Below are 18,884 nucleotides of genomic sequence, written 5' to 3' on the forward strand. Positions count from 1 at the left end.
CAGTTCTATATGCGACAATTACTTCGATATATGGAATATCGTCATTATCCGTGGCGGTGTTGTTAAGGGAGTTGGTGAATGCGCTGGCAGGGCCGTAGGCAAAGCGACAATGTGGAAGATCTGCGCGGAGGGCAGCGCGGCGGTTTTGGCGGTGGTGGTGGCTTTGGCGGCCCCGGCTTCCGAATCGTGCGCGGCGGCGGCATTTCCGGCATTCTCATTCTGGTGGTGATGTTCTTCGTGCTGCGCGCGGTCGGCATAGATCCACTACCGATCCTGTTCGGTGATGGCGGCATGGGACCAGCCGTTACCCAGCAGACCGGGCAATCCGGCCGCACCGTTGCGGAAGGCGGCAATATCGCCAATGACGAGACAACCCAGTTCGTTCGTACCGTCCTCGCCGAAACGGAAGACGTGTGGAGCGGCATTTTCCAGTCGCGCGGCCAGACCTATACACCGCCGACAATGGTGCTGTTTTCCGGTCAGGTCCGGTCCGCCTGCGGTTTTGCTTCGGCTGCATCCGGTCCGTTCTATTGCCCCGGCGACCGCAAGCTCTACATCGACCTGAGCTTCTACAATGAACTGGCGAACCGCTTCGGCGCTTCGGGCGATTTCGCGCAGGCCTATGTTCTGGCGCATGAAGTGGGCCATCACATCCAGAATCTTCTGGGTATCCTGCCCAAGTTCAACCAGATGCGCCAGCAGATGAGCGAAGCGCAGGCCAATCAGATGTCGGTGCGTGTCGAGTTGCAGGCCGACTGTTTCGCCGGTGTCTGGGGTTACTATACCGAGCAGAAAGGTATTCTGGAGGCAGGCGATCTCGAGGAAGCGCTCAATGCCGCGCACCAGATAGGCGACGATACGTTGCAGCGGCGCAGCCAGGGCTATGTCGTGCCGGAAAGCTTCAACCACGGCACCTCCGCGCAGCGCGCCAAATGGTTCCAGCGCGGTTTCGACAGCGGCAAGCTGGAAAGCTGTGACACATTCAGCGGCGACGTTTAAGAGCTTGTTCCAAAAGTCGCATGAGCGGCTGCAAATGGCAATTTTCTGCGTTCCGGTGCTCATGTACATCCAGTACTATTCAAGCTCCGGTACTTTAAAAAAGGCGGTTTTGACCGCCTTTTTCTTCTGTTGGGAAAATCGCGCATTCTTTTTGTCCAAACTCGGCAATATTCGTCTTGTCGTGGAATAATTTTCCAGATAATGCATTGGCTCCGGCGCGGCCTTTTTTGCAATCTGCAAGCGTGACGCTCAGTTTTGAGCGGCGATGACGCGCGAGCTTTCCAATCAGCACAATTTTCGATGTTCCATCTCTCCCGATGTGGAGCGTATTTCAGGTGTCCCATGCATGATCCCCAGTTTGTACGGCGGGGCTTGTTACTCGTCTTCATGACACTGTTTCTGGACATTATCGGCATTGCGATCATCATGCCGGTTCTGCCCACCTTTCTCGAAGAACTGACGGGGGCGGATATCGGCACCGCCGCCGTCGATGGCGGCTGGCTGCTTCTGGTCTATGCCGGGATGCAGTTCCTGTTCGCGCCGATGATCGGCAATCTGAGCGACCGTTTCGGCAGACGCCCGGTATTGCTGGCCTCGATCTTCACTTTCGCGCTCGACAATCTGATCTGCGCGCTGGCGACGACTTATTGGGTGCTGTTCGTCGGGCGCGTGCTGGCGGGCATCAGCGGAGCGAGCTTCGCGACGGCTTCGGCTTATATCGCGGATGTCAGCGACGACAGCAATCGCGCGCGCAATTTCGGCCTGATCGGCATCGCCTTCGGCGTCGGTTTCGCGCTCGGCCCGGTTCTGGGCGGTCTGCTGGGCGAATTCGGGCCGCGCGTACCGTTCTATGGTGCAGCGTTCCTGTCCTTCGTCAATTTCATCCTTGCCTATTTCCTCCTGCCCGAAACGCTCTCCCGCGAGAACCGGCGCGCATTCCAGATCGCGCGCGCCAATCCGCTCGGCGCACTCAGGCAGATGCGCAGCTATCCGGGCATTGGCTGGGTGGTCCTGGTGTTCTTCCTGTTCTGGCTGGCACACGCGGTCTATCCGTCGGTCTGGGCCTTCGTGGGCGCTTATCGCTACAAGTGGAGCGAAGCGCAGATCGGCCTGTCGCTGGGCCTTTTCGGGATTGGAGCCGCCTTCGTAATGGCTGTCGTGCTGCCGCGCATTCTGCCGGTTCTTGGCGAAAGGCGCACGGCAATCACCGGCATCCTGTTCTCCTCTATCGGGCTTGCCGGTTACGCCATCGCGTGGGAGGGGTGGATGGTCTATGCCGTCATTTTCCTGACGGCGCTGGAAGGGCTTGCCGATCCGCCGCTGCGCAGTATCGCGGCAGGCAAGGTTCCGCCTTCGGCGCAAGGCGAATTGCAGGGCGCGCTGACGAGTGTTTCGAGCATCACCACCATCGTCGGGCCGCTGATCTTCACGCAGCTTTTCGCTATTTTCACCGGCACTCATGCGCCGTTCGTCTTTGCCGGAATGCCCTATGCCGTTGGCGCGGGGCTGGTCTTCCTGGCGCTGGTCATCGTGGTGGCGCGGGTTCCTCCAGTACCATCGGCGAAGCTGTCCGAGGTTTGATCGATACTGAAGCGAGAAAAGGCCGAGGTTTTCACCTCGGCCTTTTCAATTGGTCCCGGTTCATGCTGACGGATCAGGCGGCCTGCTCGCGCTCCGGAAGGGGCGCTTCGCCCTTCTTCTCGCGGATCAGGTTGATGAAGCGGCGGAACAGATAGTGCGAATCCTGCGGGCCGGGCGATGCTTCCGGGTGGTGCTGCACCGAGAAGACCGGCTTGCCGACCACGCGCAGACCGCAATTGGTGCCGTCGAACAGTGACACATGGGTTTCCTCGACGTGTTCCGGCAGGGAATCCGAATCGACGGCAAAACCGTGGTTCATCGACACGATCTCGACCTTGCCCGTCGTGTAATCCTTGACCGGATGGTTGGCGCCGTGATGGCCCTGATGCATCTTCTCGGTGCGTCCGCCGAGCGCCAGCGCCAGCATCTGGTGACCGAGGCAGATACCGAAGACCGGAAGGCCGGTTTCGACAAGCTTGCGAATGGTCGGAACGGCATATTCGCCGGTTGCAGCCGGATCCCCGGGGCCGTTGGACAGAAAGACGCCATCGGGATTGTGTGCCAGAACGTCTTCCACCGTTGCGGTGGCGGGCAGCACCGTAACCTCGGCGCCAAGCCCGGTCAAAAGGCGCAGAATGTTGCGCTTCACACCGAAATCGAGCGCCACGACGCGATATTGCGGCTGGTCCTGCTCACCATAACCGTCCTTGAGCGTCCATGGCGTTTCCTTCCAGACGAGGCTCTGGCCGACCGTGACGTCCCTGGCGAGATCGAGATTTTCGAGGCCGCTCCACCCGGCGGCGCGGGCCTTGAGCGCATCGAGGTCGAAATTGCCGCTTGGATCGTGAGCGATGACGGCGTTCTGCGCGCCGCGTTCGCGAATGAGCGCGGTCAGCGCGCGCGTGTCGATACCGGCAAGGGCGATGATGCCGCGCTGCCTGAGCCAGTTGTCGAGGTCTTCCGAGGCGCGGAAGTTTGAGGGTGCGGTGATGTCCGCCTTGAAGATCGCGCCGACCGCACCGTGGCGGTTGGCGGGCGTCAGGTCTTCGATGTCCTCGCCATTGGCGCCGACATTGCCGATATGCGGGAAGGTGAAGGTGACGATCTGGCCAGCATAGGACGGATCGGTCAGGATTTCCTCGTAACCCGTCAATGCGGTGTTGAACACGACTTCGGCTTCGATAGCGCCGGTCGCGCCGAGACCCTTGCCTTCGATCACTGTCCCGTCGGCCAATACAAGAATGGCGGTTCGCTTCTCGGTGGTCCAGGGTGCTGTCTTCGGGGTCGTTTCAGTCATCTTCTGCACTCCTGTTTCGTGGGCGTCGCCAGCCTGTGCTGTTATTCTGTCACCAGTTGGAGCGCGTTCGATCGGATAGAATCAGATCGGCGCTCCAAGCCTTTGTATTCACCGCATTTATGCGCCGCCAAATGTTTCCACTCGGCTGCAAAATGCTGTAGGCGGCACGTATTCGCGTTTCGACCCGCCACAGCGCCTTATGGGCCGGTGGCTTGAAAGATGAAGCATCAAGGGTCATATATGCGCCAAAAGGCAGCGGGGATTTCAAACCTCCCGCCGCGAGCACGTGCCGATGTCCTGCTAAGCCTTGAGCAATAGAGAAACTTGAGGGCCGGGTCAATCGTCCGAAACCCGCTTTCGCGAAATAATGACGACAGGTATCGCATATATTTCACGGGATGGCGGTTCGGACAGCTTCGGCGCTTGTTTTCGTTTGCTATATATTGTTTCACAACGATAACGACACCAAACAAAACCGTCAGGAGAGACGTTATGCTTCGCCAGGAGATTTCCCAGGCCCTCACGACCGCGCTGAAAGCGCAGGACAAGCGTCGCATGTCGACGCTGCGCCTTGTCTTGGCCGCGGTGAAGGACCGAGATATCGCCAATCGTACCGCAGGCAAGGACCCGGTCGGGGACGAGGAGTTGCTGGGCATTCTCAGCAAGATGGTCAAGCAGCGTGAGGAATCCGCCCGCATCTACGAGGAAGGCAGCCGTATCGAGCTGGCCGATGCGGAACGCGAGGAAATCGCCGTCATTTCGGAATTCCTGCCGCAGCAGATGACCGAGGAAGAAACGAAGAAAGCCTGTGAGGATGCCATTGCCGAAATCGGCGCGCAGGGCCTGCGCGATATGGGCAAATGCATGGCCGTGCTCAAGGAGCGCTATGCCGGCAAGATGGATTTCACCAAGGCCAGCGCGATCGTCAAGTCGCTGCTGCAGTGAAAGCGCAAAGCTTCCCGGCAAGCCTTTCAGGCCTCCGCTTCGGCGGAGGCTTTTTTTGAATCGGATCAGCCCTGCCTGGCCGTTTTCAGGCGCGTGTCGCTAAGCAGGCCCTGTTCTTCCAGAACCGGATAAGCCATCGACGCCAGCAGCGAATTGATCTGCTTCAGGTCGCGAATCGTGTCGAGGTGGATCGTGCTCGTCTCGATGCTGCGGGTCGCGCCTTCGCGAAGGCGCGTGAAATGGCGCATGCTTGTCTGCTTTTCCAGTTCGCGCAGCCGGTCCTTTTCCTGAACGAGCTGGCGGGCGGTGCGCCCGTCGCGCGACACGATCACGTTGAAGGCCATATGGGCGTTGGCAAGCACCATGGCATGGAAATGGCTCAGTTCCTTCCAGCCTTCCTCGGTGAATTCCAGCTTGTGATCCATCTTCTTCTGAACCTGCGCCAGCATGTTGCGCACGATGATATCGCCCACCTGTTCGAGCTTTACGCAGGCGCCGAGCAATTCCTGCATCCGCAAGGCCTCGAAATCGCTGAGGCTCCGCGTTGCAAGCCTGGTGAGATAGAGCTTTATCGCGGCGTGTTTCCTGTCCACGCGGTCGTCCAGTGCTCCCAGTTCGTTGATGCGAGCCTGATCGGGCTTTTCATAAAGCTCGATGATGCGACGCAGCATGACCTCGATGGTGTCGCAGACGCCGACCACTTCGCGGGTGGCGTTGGCGAGGGCCTGTGACGGGCGGTCCAGCACGGCATTGTCGAGCGCGCTATATTCCTCGACAGCAATGGGCCGGGCGGGCGCGTTCTCGTCGGCATTGAGATGCACCAGCGCCTCGGTGGCACGCAGGACGAGACGGGAAAGCGGAATGCCCGCGATCATGACGATGACATTGAACAGGATATGCGCGTTGACCACCTGCGAAACCGGGTCCGCGCCCAGAAAGGCGACGGATGGCCTGAAGGTTTCGTAAAGCACCAGCATGACGAGCGAGCCCGCTCCGCGCATCAGGAGATTGCCGAGGGGAACCACGCGGGTTTCGGGCGGGGCGTTGCGGGTCAGAATGGGCGCGATGATGGAAGAGCCCAGATTGACGCCGAGCACCATCACCACGGCCAGTTCCGGCTCGATCAGGCCGCGCGAGGCGAAGGTGGTGAGCAGGATGACCGCCGCGACGCTTGAGTGAAACAGCCATGTCATCAGCGCGGCCAGAAGATAAGCCGTGACCGGATCGCCCGACAGATAGTTGACGATGACAGGAAGCAACTCGCTCTGGCGCAGCGGTTCGGTCGCCTGGCCGGTCATTTCAAGAGACATGATGAGAAGGCCGACGCCGACCACGATACGCCCGATCTGCCGCCAGTCGCGGCGCTCGGTCGTCATGAAGATGGCCGTGCCCACGACGAGGCAGAGCGGCACCAGAAGGGTCAGGTCATAGCTCAGGATCTTGACGACGAGGGCGGAGCCGAGTTCGCCGCCGCGCACGGCCATGAGACCCGCGACACCGGTGACAATACCCGAACCCACGAAGGAGCCGACGAGAAGCGTGACCGCCGTCGAGCTTTGCAGGGCTATGGCCAGTGCAAGGCCGAAGGCCACGGACAATAGCGGATTGTGCATCTGGTTGCGCAGGCGCCGGCGCAGCTGGTCGCCATAGGCGCGCTCCACCCCGGTCCGCACCATGCGCGTTGCCCACAGCAGGAGGGCGACCGCACCGGCCAGATGCAAAAGGACTACAGAACCATTCACGGCAGGATCCCTTCGGGTTGGAGGTGGTTGATGAGGGCGAACTTATTCGACAAACTGAGAAAAATTATGTTCCGGCTAATCAAATATGCCTGAGATATGGGCTTGTTCGCGATAAATTGCAATCCGCCAAAGCAGGGTCATGACGAACATATGACAGTTTTGTGACAGTCTGGAACGTCTGGTCGCGGCATGTGATTAGCGGGGAGGGACAAGTCTGCGCGATGGACTGTGCGGGCCAGTAAGCCTATATACTCTTCAGAGCCTGTTCCAAAAGTCGCCATGAGCGGCTGCAAATGGCAATTTTCTGCGCTCCGGTGCTCATGTAGCTTTCTTTGGCGCATAGTCTTATCCGAAAAGTCTGCAACTTTTCGGGACTATGCTCGGAAGTACACTCAAGCTCCGGTACTCGAAAATCACCATTTTCGCACGCACATGCCGTTTTTTAATTCAGGCTCTTAGAGTCTGTTCTTCCGACCTGAAAGTGAATCTGTAATGCGTTTTCCGCCCTCCTTTCTCGATGAGATCAGAGACCGCGTCCCGATCTCGACGCTGATTGGAACGCGTGTTTCGTTCGATCGCAAGAAGAGCAATCCGCCGAAGGGCGATTTCTGGGCCTGCTGCCCCTTCCATGGGGAGAAGACGCCGAGCTTTCACTGTGAAGACCGCAAGGGCCGCTATCATTGCTTCGGCTGCGGCGTTACCGGCGATCACTTCAGGTTTCTGACCGATCTGGAAGGGTTGAGCTTTCCGGAAGCCGTGGAGCGTGTCGCCGATATGGCAGGCGTTCCGATGCCTGCGCGCGACCCGGAAATGGAAAAGCGCGAAGCCCAGCGCGCCACGCTTTACGATGTGATGGAACTGGCGGCGCAGTTTTTCGAAAACCAGTTGCAAAGCGGGGTCGGCGCGAAAGCGCGCGCCTATCTGCGCGACCGCGGGCTGTCGACCGCAACGCAGCAGGCTTTCCGCATCGGCTACGCACCGGAATCGCGCAATGCGCTGAAGGAGTTTCTGGCGGGCAAGGGCGTTTCGCGCGAGCAGATCGAGGCCTGCGGCCTTGTGGTACACGGCGAAGGCATTGCCGTTTCCTATGACCGCTTCCGCGACCGCGTCATGTTTCCCATTGAAGACCTGCGCGGACGCATCATCGCCTTTGGCGGTCGCGCGCTGTCGGCGGATGTGCCCGCCAAATATCTCAACTCGCCGGAAACCGAACTGTTTCATAAAGGCCGCGTTCTTTATAATGGCCTCAAGGCGCGAAAAGCCTGCCAGCCGCAGGGCGGAGAGTCGGCGAAGGCGATCATTGCCGTTGAAGGCTATATGGATGTGATCGCGCTGGCGCAGGCGGGCATTCATCACGTGGTGGCTCCGCTCGGCACGGCGCTGACCGAAGAACAACTGGAATTGCTCTGGCGCATCAGCCCGGAACCGGTTCTCTGTTTCGACGGCGACGGCGCGGGTCTGCGTGCCGCTTATCGCGCCGCCGATCTCGGTCTGCCTGCGCTTCAGCCGGGCAAATCCTTGCGGTTCGCGCTTCTGCCGGAGGGGCAGGACCCGGACGATCTCGTCAAGGCGGAAGGCCCTTCGGCGTTTCATGCCGTCCTGCGCGATGCGAAACCGCTGGTCGATATGGTCTGGACGCGGGAGACGACCGGCGGCGTGTTCGACACGCCGGAGCGCCGGGCCGAACTTGAGGCGCGCCTGCGTGAAATCACCAGCCGCATTGCGAATGAGGACATTCGCCGCCATTACAGCCAGGATATGCGCGAGCGGGCGCAGATATTTTTCGGGCGAGGCAGGCAGGGACGGCCGGGCGGGAACCAGCGCAACCAGCCGTTCACGCGCCGCAATGAGGGTGGACGCGGCGGGCCGGCCATGGGCGGCGGGCGATTTGCGTTTTCGGATAGTCTGGTGCGCTCGACGCTGGTGAAGGGCGGTCGGCACGGCGGCGTGACCCATGCGCCCCTGCGCGAGACGGCCATCGTGCTGACACTTCTCAATCACCCCCGGCTCATCGAGGAGGATTTCGAGACCGTGGCCGCGCTTGATCTGGGGCACGATTCCCTCAAGGCGCTGCATCTCGCCATGCTGGACGTGCTGGCGGCAGGTCATGTGGATGACGGCGGTGCCATGCGTCATGCGCTGGTCAATGCCGGTCACGGCGAGCTGATCGGAATGCTGGAACTGGCGGTGAAGGGCGCCAAGCTTTGGACCGCAACGGCGCGGGCCGCCGAAGACGATGCGCGCGAAGCCCTTCGCCAGGCGCTTCACTTGCATCAGCGCGCGCGCACACTACATAAGGAACTGCGAGCGGTTGAGGCCGCACTTGAAACGGACGAGACGGGCGAGTTGTTTGCACGGCTCAGAGATATACAAAATCAGATTTTGAAGGCTGATGCGACTGAAGCGCTGATCGACGGCTTTGGCCTGTCATCGGGGCGACCGCCCGGCGGTTTCTGATTCGCCCGGCGAATCAGTTCTGCGAAAGCTGCCGGCAAAGCGGGCTTGCGACCGTGAAATCGTGCCCTAATTGGCTTCTGAGCGGAAGGCGACAATAAATGATTCGCTTTTTGAGCCCGAATCAGGTGAGTCGCTCTTGACGTGCGGCGTAAATGACGGAATCACGACTGTCCGAATACTGGTCGAACAAGGAAAACAATGAACCGGTGATATTCCCGATGCCCGTTGCCGCGATTATTCCGGCAGGAAGGCAAGGGGCGGAAACCGTGGCGTTGGCTTGCTGCCTGCCTGATCCGTCCACAGGAAATCGGAGATAATGAAGCCCGATGACGATGGCAAGGTTAATCCGCCATTAACAGGAAATCGGTTACTCGCAGAATCAACTGACGGCTTGCGGCCTCGCAAAACCGTCCGAGCACTCTATATATCTTAGACGCGACCGGGGTCGCCTGGAGAAGAGCATATGGCAACGAAGGTTAAGGAAAACGAAGAAGCCGAAGTCGAGCGCGAAGGTGCTGCCGACGGTCCGCTTCTCGACCTTTCTGACGATGCTGTCAAGAAGATGATCAAGGTCGCCAAGAAGCGCGGCTACGTCACCATGGACGAGCTGAACGCCGTGCTTCCTTCCGAGGAAGTGACGTCCGAGCAGATCGAAGACACCATGTCGATGCTTTCCGACATGGGCATCAATGTCGTCGAAGACGACGAGCAGGATAACGATCGCGAAGAAAACAGCGACGACGAAGCGGAAGAAGGCGGCGAACTGGTTGAAGCCGGCAGCACGGCTGTCGCTACCACCACGACCAAGAAGGAACCGACGGACCGCACCGACGATCCGGTGCGCATGTATCTGCGCGAAATGGGTTCTGTCGAGCTTCTGTCGCGCGAAGGCGAAATCGCCATCGCAAAGCGCATCGAAGCTGGCCGCGAAACGATGATTGCCGGGCTTTGCGAAAGCCCGCTGACCTTCCAGGCCATCATCATCTGGCGTGAACAGCTTAACGAATCCAATATTCTCCTGCGTGAAATCATCGATCTCGAAACCACCTATGCCGGCCCGGAAGCCAAGCAGGCTCCGGTAATCGAGCGTGTGGAAGAGGAAAAGCCGCGCGACGACAAGTCTCCGCGCCGCTCTCGCGATGACGACGACATCACCAATGTCGGCGGCGACGCGCAGGTGGAAGAGGAAGAAGACGACGAAGACGAAGCCAACCTGTCGCTGGCGGCCATGGAAGCCGAACTGCGCCCACAGGTCATGGAGACGCTCGACCTTATCGCCGACACCTACAAGAAGCTGCGCAAGCTGCAGGACCAGCAGGTCGAGGGCCGTCTGGCTGCGACCGGCGAGCTCTCCTCCAGCCAGGAGCGTCGTTACAAGGAACTGAAGGATCAGCTCATCAAAGCGGTGAAGTCGCTGTCGCTGAACCAGAACCGTATCGAACAGCTTGTCGAACAGCTTTACGACATCAACAAGCGTCTGGTGCAGAACGAAGGCAAGCTTCTGCGCCTGGCCGAATCCTTTGGCGTGCGCCGCGAGGAATTCCTGAAGGAATATCAGGGCCACGAGCTGGATCCGAACTGGGTCGAGCGCGTCGGCACGCTTTCGGCTCGCGGGTGGAAGGAATTCGCGGCCAAGGAAGCGCGCGCCATCGACCGCCTGCGTTCGGAAATCCAGATGCTGGCTACCGAAACCGCGATTTCGATCGGCGAGTTCCGCCGCATCGTCAATCAGGTGCAGAAGGGCGAACGCGAGGCGACCATCGCCAAGAAGGAAATGGTCGAGGCGAACCTGCGTCTCGTTATTTCGATTGCCAAGAAATACACCAATCGCGGACTGCAATTCCTCGATCTCATTCAGGAAGGCAATATCGGCCTGATGAAGGCGGTCGACAAGTTCGAGTACCGTCGCGGCTACAAGTTCTCGACCTATGCCACATGGTGGATTCGTCAGGCGATCACACGCTCGATTGCCGATCAGGCGCGCACGATCCGCATTCCGGTGCACATGATCGAAACGATCAACAAGATCGTTCGTACATCGCGCCAGATGCTGCATGAAATCGGCCGCGAGCCGACGCCGGAAGAACTGGCGGAAAAGCTCGCCATGCCGCTTGAAAAAGTGCGCAAGGTGCTGAAGATCGCCAAGGAACCGATCAGCCTCGAAACGCCGGTCGGCGACGAGGAAGATTCACACTTGGGCGATTTCATCGAGGATAAGAACGCGCTTCTGCCCATCGATGCGGCCATTCAGGCCAATCTGCGCGACACGACGACCCGTGTTCTGGCGTCGCTGACGCCGCGTGAGGAACGTGTTCTGCGTATGCGCTTCGGCATCGGCATGAACACCGACCACACGCTGGAAGAGGTTGGCCAGCAGTTCTCGGTCACGCGCGAACGTATTCGCCAGATTGAAGCCAAGGCGCTGCGCAAACTGAAACATCCAAGCCGTTCGCGCAAACTGCGTTCGTTCCTGGATAGCTAAAACAGTACGGGAAGGGGAGGCGACATGTCCTTTTTGAAGCGTCTTTTCGGCGGAGGTTCCGCCTCCGAAACGCCGGCGGAGCCAAAAGAGGCCGGTCGCCTTGAGCACAAGGATTTTCTGATCGTTGCCACGCCTTATAGCGAGGGCGGGCAGTATCAGGTCTGCGGCGTCATCTCGAAGACGATTGACGGCGAGCTGAAGGAATATCGTTTCGTGCGCGCCGACCGTTGTCCCGGTATTGAAGACGCCGCCAGCATTGCGCTGAACAAGGGACGTCAGATTGTCGACGAACAGGGCGAGCGCATTTTCGGCTGAAGAAGATCGCAGCTCAATGGAACGAGGGAACAAGCCGCGCAACATGGATGCGCGGCTTTTTATTTGACGATCAGTGCGGATGGCACACGAAGGAGACGATTTTCCGGACGATCGGCAGGATGGTGAGCAGGACCGGAAAAGCGATCAGCCAGGAAAGAGCCCATGAGCTCATCCAGCTCGATGCGAGATCGGGGTGGCCGATACCAAGACTTTTCGCCGTTGCGACCAGCGAGACGACAAATGTCATCATGATCGATAGAATGAAAGGCATCACAATAGATGCATAACGTGCTGGCAGTTTTCTGCGCCGCGCGCCTTCAAGCCGAGACATGTGTATTCCTGAATGTTACGTGGGGGACATGCAACAAAACATCGAGGTGAATGGCCGCTCTGGCCGGTTCGATGCGTTGCCTGACGTAAGATACTTTCAGCCATCGTGATGGCCGTAATCGATTATCCTGACAACAGTCGCATTTCAAGAGTTCGGGGCGGCGGCGATTTGTCCATGCCATTCCCGACACAATTCCGTTATACGCTGCATCATGAACGACAAACCTTTCTGGCGTACCAAGACCCTGAATCAGCTTACCCGCAGTGAGTGGGAGAGCCTTTGCGACGGTTGCGGAAAGTGCTGCCTGCACAAGCTGCTGGACGACGACACCGACGAGATTCACTGGACCAGCGTCGCCTGTACGCTGCTCAATCCCGAAACCTGTCAGTGTCGCGACTATCCCAACCGGAAGAAAACCGTACCCGATTGCGTGTTCCTGACGCCGGAGATCGTGGACGAGGTGAACTGGCTGCCCGTGACATGCGCTTATCGTCTCGTCGCGGAAGGCTCCGATCTCTACTGGTGGCACCCGCTCGTGTCGGGTTCGCCCGATACCGTGCATGAGGCGGGCATTTCCGCGCGCGGCAAGGTGACGGCATTCGACCACGACATGGAAGACGACAACGATTATCTCGACCATATGGTGATGGAGAGTCCAGGTCGCTGACCCTTCCAGATGAGGGGGAAAAATTCCGCCGGAATCACAATTCAAACATTGCTTAAATTTAATCTTGCGCCATATGGCGCGGGGATTTCATCGCGCAATCATTTAACTGTCTGTTTTGTATGGATTATTCGGGTGGCCGGTACGCCGGCATCCGTGATATGCGCCCGGATGAACCAGACATGAATACCGGTTTTCTCTTCCATTCATATCCCGGGGACTAATTATCGGATGTCTCAGGCAAGGGTCTGGAAACAAATCGAAAGAGGTTCAGCATGTCTGCTATTTCGCTCAAGTCGTTCGTCGTGACCGCTGCTGTTGGTGTTGCGGCCATCTTCACCATGGCTGCTTCGGCTGGCGCCGCATCGCCGGTTGCCGCTCCGGCGATCAGCACTTCGGTTCATTCCGCCGTCGTGAATGTCGATTATCGTAGCTATCGCCACGGTCGTCCCGTCTATCGCGGGCGGGCCTGCTCGGTGGAACGTGCGAAGATGAAAGCAAATCGGATGGGTATCCGGAAAGCACGTGTCGTCTATCGTGGCAAATCGGTTCGGGTGCGTGGTTTCCGCCATGGTCGCCCGGCAGGCGTTGTGTTCGCCAATGCTCGCGGTTGCCCGATCATCCGCTAAAGCCTGTATTTGACTTTTAAAAGCCCCGACCCGAGCAATCGTGTCGGGGCTTTTCTTTGCCTGTCGAGCGGTTGTTATTCCTTGATTTCGAAAACGACGTTGACCGAGACGTTGTAGCTGTTTTCGCCTGCCGCCACCGGTACGGAATCTTCCGGCGCCGCGGCAGCCATGGTCTTGAACTGCTGGCGGGCAATCGGCATCGGCATTGGCGGGCGGCTCTGTTCGCTGATTTCGACAACACGCCCCAGGCTGACGCTGGCGGCATCGGCGAGTGTCTTGGCCTTGGCTATAGCGTCGGCAACGGCCCGTTTGCGCGCCTCATTGACGGTGGCGGCTGGGTTGTCGTTGACGAAGGTCAGGTCGCCGCCCTGATTGACGCCGAGGGTAACGGATTCATCCAGTACGTTTCCGACCTTGGCCAGATCGCGTACGCGAACCGTCAGGCTGTTGGAAACGGTGTAGCCGGTGATGCTCGGCTCCTTCAGGCCGTTCTTGTCGTCCGGATAGACGTAGCGCGGCTGGATATTGATGCCCCCGGTCTGGAGGTCGCGATCCTCGATGCCGGCCTTTTTCATGGCTTCGAGCACCTTCGACATGGCTTCGTTATTCGCAGTCATGGCTTCGCGGGCGGTCTTTGCCTCGCGCAGCACGGAGAGATTGAGAATGGCCATGTCGGGCGAGGCAGTCATGGTACCTTCTCCGGTCACGGCGATACGCGCGGGCTGCTTCGTCATCTGATTCTCCTGTGCCGAAGCCGGCAGTGCCAGAGCGCCAGCGAGCATGATTGCAGAAAAGGAGGTTGCAAGAAGAGTGGTAGCGCGGTTGTTCATAAAATCTCCTGTACAGAAAGTTGATGCAGTCGGAACAAAGCAGAGCGGGCCGGTGAGCTTGTCTGTTTTGCCTTCGAAATCAATCGTTTCTTGGGTTACCCCTCAATTATTGAGCCGATAATAGCAGATTCGAAGCGCCCGCGAATTACAACCGGCGGTTCATGTCCTGTTTTTCACGGTTCCTGATTGCACCCATCGCAACCGAATATGTGCGCATTAGGGCAGGTGATGTAATTGACAGCTTGTGTCCCGGCTTTCTTTAGGGTAGGGCAGGACTTGCGTGGGGCCTGTAGCTCAATTGGTTAGAGCCGGCGGCTCATAACCGCTTGGTTGGGGGTTCGAGTCCCTCCGGGCCCACCATTTTCCCTTTTCTTTTACATAGCTGTCCGGTGCGCAGAGGCTCCGTTCAAACCGCATTTCCGCATATGGCAAACAGACAGTCTTGTCGGCAGTCAGCATCTCCAGATTTTCAACGGATTTTTAGCATTTCGTTAAGGAAATAGTAACGGAATGAAACAATTTTTTATGCTGAGTGAAAAGGTGACCAATAAGGAGGTTCTGGGCGATGAGAAAGAATGCAACCACCGTTGCGCTGGCGCTGGCAGGGTTGGTGGCGAGCTCTCTCGCGGCATCGGCGAAGACAAGTTATCTCGGTGAATTCAGCGATTGGGGCGTTTATCGGAACAGCGAACTGGCGGGTAATCAGTGTTATGCTTTGACCGTGCCGCGCAGTTTCCAGCCGACCAGTGTGCGACATGGCGATAATTTCGTCATCGTTTCCAAGGCGGGCGGACAGTACAGCCCCCAACTGGTCATGGGGTATCAACTGAAAGCGAATAGTCCCGTCAATGTCATGATCGACGGTGCCAAATTTCCCTTTTTCAGTGAAGGCAATCGCGCCTGGGCGGAAAATGTCTCCGACGAGGCGAAACTGATGAAAGCAATGCGCGCTGGAAAAACGCTCAATGTACAGGCGGTTTCGGCTCGTGGCACGAAGACCCGCTATACATTTTCCCTGATGGGGCTCTCAGCTTCCTTGCAGCGCGTGGATGGCTGCAAATAGAGGTTGTGTGGAGGTCGGGTCGAGGTGCGCGCCGGGGTAAAAAGCGAACTGGCTGGAGCGGTTCCAGTTTGAACGGAACCGCCGGCCTGCCTCATCTCTGCCCGCCGTAACCGCGCCGCTTCCATTCGCGAAGCGGCATGATATCCGGCTTCCCGCCACCGGCTTCGTACCAGGAATCCACCGCCCAGCGCTCTCCCTGCTTGTCCTCGATAACGGCGGTCCAGTGCGGATAGCGCCCGTCGAAGAACGCCCCGCGCGAGGTGCGACGCGCAACAGTATGGTATTTCAGCCATCCCTGTGACTGGATATAGCGCAGAAAAGCATCTGTGTTGGTCGATTCATCGATGCAGTCCATCTGCCCTTTGATGCGGGCCTTGCCAAACTGCATTCGCGGCTTGTCGCGCACGCCAATCGCGCTCGTGCCGCGCCGTTCGAAAAAAGCTATCGCATTTTGCAGTGCCATTCGTTCGGCATCTGCGGTGCGGCGGCCTTTCTGAAGCGTGTTGCGAATCCGATTCCGGTCACTCGCCGAAAGGGTCAGCTTGGTGCGGTAATAGCAGCCATAACCATGACAGACCCTGAAAGTCTGCGCCAGGGCAGGCGCTGCCAGAAGCAGCGAACCTGCGAAAAGGACGAAGCCCAACCGTTTTCCCAAATCACAACCCCGTTCGGCGGTGAAAATTGCCGGCACCCATTTTTCCGCGACATGCTTTAGAACGTAACAGACATACCGATAACCGGGCCGTGCTGTGTCACGTCATATTTGAACTTACCGGCGCCGTCATCGTCACGGTAATCCTGGTAAAGCGCGCGGTAGCCGAAACGCAAAGTGGTCGGAATATCGAAAACGAGAGTGCGATAACCGAGATAGATCTGACCGTTGGCGCTCAATCTGGTACCAGCGCCAAAACCGCCAATGTCAGCTTCGGCGAAGATATTCCATCGGTCGTTGATGTCATAATGGATGCGCGTTCCGACAAAGGGATCGGTCCATTCGACTTCGCGCGAGCCGCTGAAGGCGTCGACTTCAAGCTCTGCCTTCATCTTGGTCCAGCGAACGCCGACCGTTGGTTCGATGGCGAAAACGCGCTGCTCGCCGAAGAGCGTCGTTCCCTGCAACGCCTGTTCATAGATGCGGTAATAGGCGCCTGCGGCCAGGCTCGTCGTGGTCATTTCGAGGTCGAGCTCGTTGTCACGGATATTCTCGCCCTGACTCGTTTTGACGTATTGGCCGTTGATGTAAAAGCCCATCGTGCCGTTGGTGATTTCGGCTTCGCCCATGAAACTCATGTCGAGATTGTCGAAAATATCCCGGAAGGGGACATCGACATCGGTGCTGTGGCCGAAAAGCCCTGCGCTGCCGTTCAGCGATGCGCCCCATACGTAAGGGCTGAAAATCACGCGCCACCGCTGTTGGTCCTGAATCTCGGCCTGGGGTGGCGATACAACGTCCGCAGCCAGGGAAACAGAAGTCGATATAGCTAATAAAGTAGTAGCTAATATTGATCTACGTATGGCTGTGCCCAATAAAGTTCCGTTGTTCTTGCCGCAATTCCGTATAGCCACGATTTATCCCCTCGGAACTGTAAATTAGAAAGACGTAAAAACTTGCCAAGATCGGCATAGGGCAATGATTATATTAATCGCACCAAGAAATAAACGGAAAATGCGAGTAAGGCCATGATATTCTCTGGCCTTTTTGTGGGAGGCGATTTCTGTCGGCGGCTGCAAGGGTTCAGGCGGTGGAGATGAGTAGAGCGCCGATCTGACTGAATCAGACCGGCGCTCTAATGGCGGCCCGAATTCGTGTTCTTCTTCTTGCCCGCGTCCGTAATGATGGTTTCGAGCAGCCAGGGTTTACGGTCGATGATGTCGTTAAGTTCGCTGACGCCTATATCGGACCCGGCTTCCTTCAGCAGGTTTCCGGCTGCTGCCGCCGATCCGTTCAGGCCTTCCCGCGCGATACGGTGCGCCCGGCGGATCAGCAGTTCCGGCTGTGAAAAACTGTTCTCGGCGAGGCTCTTCTCAATTCGGCGTTGCAGCTCTTCCGACGCGGTCATTTTGATGAAATTCCTTATTTCCGGATCGTGGGCACCCTGCGGGATTTCGCAGGGCCACCCTGAATTTATGATGTGATAAAGTTTTTGCCACGCGACAATTCGTACAAATCGGCCTTGCGGAGGTTTTGCGGCGATGAAGACATCCCATCAATCGCGGGGTGTGTCCGGTTTTGCTCGCCCCTGTAGTAACGAAATATTTCAACACATCAAATCCTCAAAGAGGCCAATTTATTGCCATGCTTTCTCTTGTTTGCATCAGACACGCTTCTTACATAGCTGCTACGCTCCGGCGGGAGGGGGCGGCGGTTAAGCGGCTGGTGCCGGTTACCGTTTGACAAACAAAAACAATTCGATGGTTGGAAATGGCCACTCTTCGTTATTTCGTCTGGCCCATGGTCTTTACGGTAGTGGGTCTCTTAGGTGCGCTCTGGCTCGGTTACGGGTTGACCGGCACTTTTGGGGGAATGGTCTCCGTCTTCATCATCTGCGCTGTACTGAGCGTTCTCGAAATCTCGCTTTCCTTTGACAATGCCATCGTCAATGCGCGGATACTGCGCGACATGTCGCCCGTTTGGCAGCACCGCTTTCTGACATGGGGCATCGTCATCGCCGTTTTCGGTATGCGCATCATCTTCCCGCTGGCCATCGTCGCCGTGGCGATGTGGACCGATCCGATTTCGGCGCTGAAGCTCGCCATCTGGCAGCCCGACGAATATGCCCGTGTCATCGCTGAATCCCATACGGGCATCGCGGCATTCGGCGGCACGTTCCTGCTGATGGTCGGCATGAAATATTTCTTCGACGTCGAAAAAGACGTGCACTGGATGAAGGCTCTGGAAAGCCGTATGTCGAAATTCGCATCGGTTCAGGGGATCGAGGTCGGGGTGGCTATCGCCCTTATCATCTTCTTTTCCTACCAGCTCGATGCAGAACATTCGCACACTTTCCTGATCGCCGCGCTGTTCGGCCTGCTGACCTTTCTCGCGGTCGAAGGGTTGGGCGAAGTGCTGGATGCGACGCAGGAACAGATGGACATGGTTCATCGCGGCGGTCTGGGTGCTTTCATCTATCTCGAAGTGCTCGATGCGAGCTTCTCCTTCGACGGCGTGATAGGCGCGTTCGCCCTGACGACCAATCTGTTCATCATCGCCATCGGGCTGGGTATCGGCGCCTTCTATGTGCGCTCCCTCACCATCATGCTCGTTGAACGCAAGACGCTCGGCCAGTACCGCTATCTCGAACACGGCGCGTTCTATGCAATCCTCGTTCTTGCGGTCATCATGTATGTGCAGACGCTGGTGCATATTCCAGAAGTCGTGACCGGCCTTATCGGCGCGGCGTTGATCGGGCTCTCCTTCGTGTCGTCGCTGCGCTATAACCGGCTCAACCCCAACTGGCAGGACAATGCCAACGGGGCGACGGAGCATTAAGTTCTCAACTTAATGGATCGACGGGCAGCCTTGAGCTGCCCTTTTTTCTGCCGTTTGGG

Annotated in this window: 18 protein-coding genes and 1 tRNA gene; 11 read left to right on the forward strand and 8 right to left on the reverse strand. The window is 58.1% G+C overall.

Annotated elements, in window-relative coordinates; translation table 11 throughout:
- Window positions 1-78 precede the first annotated feature (78 nt).
- The gene (gene ypfJ, locus FHS76_RS12210) at window positions 79-999 is read left to right on the forward strand and encodes a KPN_02809 family neutral zinc metallopeptidase (RefSeq protein ID WP_183652748.1); all 921 of its coding nucleotides are present in this window, start codon (window positions 79-81) and stop codon (window positions 997-999) included.
- 94 nt (window positions 1,000-1,093) lie between these two features.
- Here the strand turns inward: ypfJ and FHS76_RS12215 are convergent, their stop codons facing one another.
- A complete protein-coding gene (locus tag FHS76_RS12215; RefSeq protein ID WP_183652750.1) occupies window positions 1,094-1,291 on the reverse strand; it encodes a hypothetical protein in 198 nt (65 codons plus the stop codon).
- 50 nt (window positions 1,292-1,341) lie between these two features.
- Between FHS76_RS12215 and FHS76_RS12220 the strand changes: the two genes are divergently transcribed.
- Window positions 1,342-2,580, forward strand: a complete 1,239-nt coding sequence (locus FHS76_RS12220) for a TCR/Tet family MFS transporter (protein ID WP_183652753.1) — start codon at window positions 1,342-1,344, stop codon at window positions 2,578-2,580.
- Between the two features lie 73 nt (window positions 2,581-2,653).
- Here the strand turns inward: FHS76_RS12220 and carA are convergent, their stop codons facing one another.
- A complete protein-coding gene (gene carA / locus FHS76_RS12225) occupies window positions 2,654-3,877 on the reverse strand; it encodes a glutamine-hydrolyzing carbamoyl-phosphate synthase small subunit (RefSeq protein WP_183652755.1) in 1,224 nt (407 codons plus the stop codon).
- Between the two features lie 492 nt (window positions 3,878-4,369).
- On the opposite strand from carA, the gene FHS76_RS12230 reads away from it, so the two are divergent.
- Window positions 4,370-4,822, forward strand: a complete 453-nt coding sequence (locus tag FHS76_RS12230) for a GatB/YqeY domain-containing protein (RefSeq protein WP_183652757.1) — start codon at window positions 4,370-4,372, stop codon at window positions 4,820-4,822.
- Window positions 4,823-4,887: 65 nt separating this feature from the next.
- On the opposite strand, the gene FHS76_RS12235 is transcribed toward FHS76_RS12230, so the two are convergent.
- Entirely contained in the window at window positions 4,888-6,564 is a 1,677-nt protein-coding gene (locus FHS76_RS12235; RefSeq protein ID WP_183652759.1) for a Na/Pi cotransporter family protein, read from the reverse strand.
- Between the two features lie 492 nt (window positions 6,565-7,056).
- Here FHS76_RS12235 and dnaG point away from each other — a divergent pair, with 492 nt between their 5' ends.
- The 3 genes from dnaG to FHS76_RS12250 all read left to right on the forward strand — a co-directional run bounded on the left by dnaG (window position 7,057) and on the right by FHS76_RS12250 (window position 11,818).
- Window positions 7,057-9,021: a DNA primase gene (gene dnaG, locus FHS76_RS12240; RefSeq protein WP_183652761.1), complete on the forward strand. Its 1,965-nt coding sequence runs from the start codon at window positions 7,057-7,059 to the stop codon at window positions 9,019-9,021.
- 463 nt (window positions 9,022-9,484) lie between these two features.
- Window positions 9,485-11,503: an RNA polymerase sigma factor RpoD gene (gene rpoD / locus FHS76_RS12245; protein WP_183652763.1), complete on the forward strand. Its 2,019-nt coding sequence runs from the start codon at window positions 9,485-9,487 to the stop codon at window positions 11,501-11,503.
- Between the two features lie 24 nt (window positions 11,504-11,527).
- Entirely contained in the window at window positions 11,528-11,818 is a 291-nt protein-coding gene (locus FHS76_RS12250; RefSeq protein ID WP_183652765.1) for an HlyU family transcriptional regulator, read from the forward strand.
- A 70-nt stretch (window positions 11,819-11,888) separates the two neighbouring features.
- Here FHS76_RS12250 and FHS76_RS12255 read toward each other — a convergent pair whose 3' ends face one another.
- Window positions 11,889-12,149 carry a DUF2798 domain-containing protein gene (locus FHS76_RS12255; RefSeq protein ID WP_183652767.1) on the reverse strand — a complete coding sequence of 87 codons (261 nt, stop codon included), beginning with the start codon at window positions 12,147-12,149 and terminating at the stop codon, window positions 11,889-11,891.
- 211 nt (window positions 12,150-12,360) lie between these two features.
- Between FHS76_RS12255 and FHS76_RS12260 the strand changes: the two genes are divergently transcribed.
- Together FHS76_RS12260 and FHS76_RS12265 are read left to right on the forward strand one after the other, a co-directional pair.
- Window positions 12,361-12,816, forward strand: a complete 456-nt coding sequence (locus FHS76_RS12260; protein WP_183652770.1) for a YcgN family cysteine cluster protein — start codon at window positions 12,361-12,363, stop codon at window positions 12,814-12,816.
- Window positions 12,817-13,088: 272 nt separating this feature from the next.
- Window positions 13,089-13,442 (forward strand): antifreeze protein, encoded by a 354-nt coding sequence (locus FHS76_RS12265; RefSeq protein WP_183652773.1) that lies wholly within the window; start codon window positions 13,089-13,091, stop codon window positions 13,440-13,442.
- A 74-nt stretch (window positions 13,443-13,516) separates the two neighbouring features.
- Here FHS76_RS12265 and FHS76_RS12270 read toward each other — a convergent pair whose 3' ends face one another.
- On the reverse strand, window positions 13,517-14,272 hold the full coding sequence (locus FHS76_RS12270; RefSeq protein WP_183652776.1) for an SIMPL domain-containing protein: 756 nt from the start codon (window positions 14,270-14,272) through the stop codon (window positions 13,517-13,519).
- Between the two features lie 283 nt (window positions 14,273-14,555).
- Between FHS76_RS12270 and FHS76_RS12275 the strand changes: the two genes are divergently transcribed.
- Together FHS76_RS12275 and FHS76_RS12280 are read left to right on the forward strand one after the other, a co-directional pair.
- Window positions 14,556-14,632 (forward strand) — tRNA-Ile (locus FHS76_RS12275).
- A gap of 205 nt (window positions 14,633-14,837) precedes the next feature.
- The gene (locus FHS76_RS12280) at window positions 14,838-15,335 is read left to right on the forward strand and encodes an invasion associated locus B family protein (protein ID WP_183652779.1); all 498 of its coding nucleotides are present in this window, start codon (window positions 14,838-14,840) and stop codon (window positions 15,333-15,335) included.
- 91 nt (window positions 15,336-15,426) lie between these two features.
- On the opposite strand, the gene FHS76_RS12285 is transcribed toward FHS76_RS12280, so the two are convergent.
- The 3 genes from FHS76_RS12285 to FHS76_RS12295 form a co-directional block, all read right to left on the reverse strand.
- Window positions 15,427-15,978, reverse strand: coding sequence for a hypothetical protein (locus FHS76_RS12285; RefSeq protein WP_183652782.1), 552 nt, complete (start codon window positions 15,976-15,978; stop codon window positions 15,427-15,429).
- Between the two features lie 68 nt (window positions 15,979-16,046).
- Window positions 16,047-16,850, reverse strand: coding sequence for a hypothetical protein (locus FHS76_RS12290; protein ID WP_183652989.1), 804 nt, complete (start codon window positions 16,848-16,850; stop codon window positions 16,047-16,049).
- A 272-nt stretch (window positions 16,851-17,122) separates the two neighbouring features.
- On the reverse strand, window positions 17,123-17,395 hold the full coding sequence (locus tag FHS76_RS12295; protein WP_183652785.1) for a hypothetical protein: 273 nt from the start codon (window positions 17,393-17,395) through the stop codon (window positions 17,123-17,125).
- A gap of 362 nt (window positions 17,396-17,757) precedes the next feature.
- On the opposite strand from FHS76_RS12295, the gene FHS76_RS12300 reads away from it, so the two are divergent.
- Window positions 17,758-18,825, forward strand: a complete 1,068-nt coding sequence (locus FHS76_RS12300) for a DUF475 domain-containing protein (protein WP_183652788.1) — start codon at window positions 17,758-17,760, stop codon at window positions 18,823-18,825.
- Window positions 18,826-18,884 lie beyond the last annotated feature (59 nt).

This window comes from Brucella daejeonensis (assembly GCF_014199265.1).
GTDB classification, from domain to species: Bacteria; Pseudomonadota; Alphaproteobacteria; order Rhizobiales; family Rhizobiaceae; genus Brucella; species Brucella daejeonensis.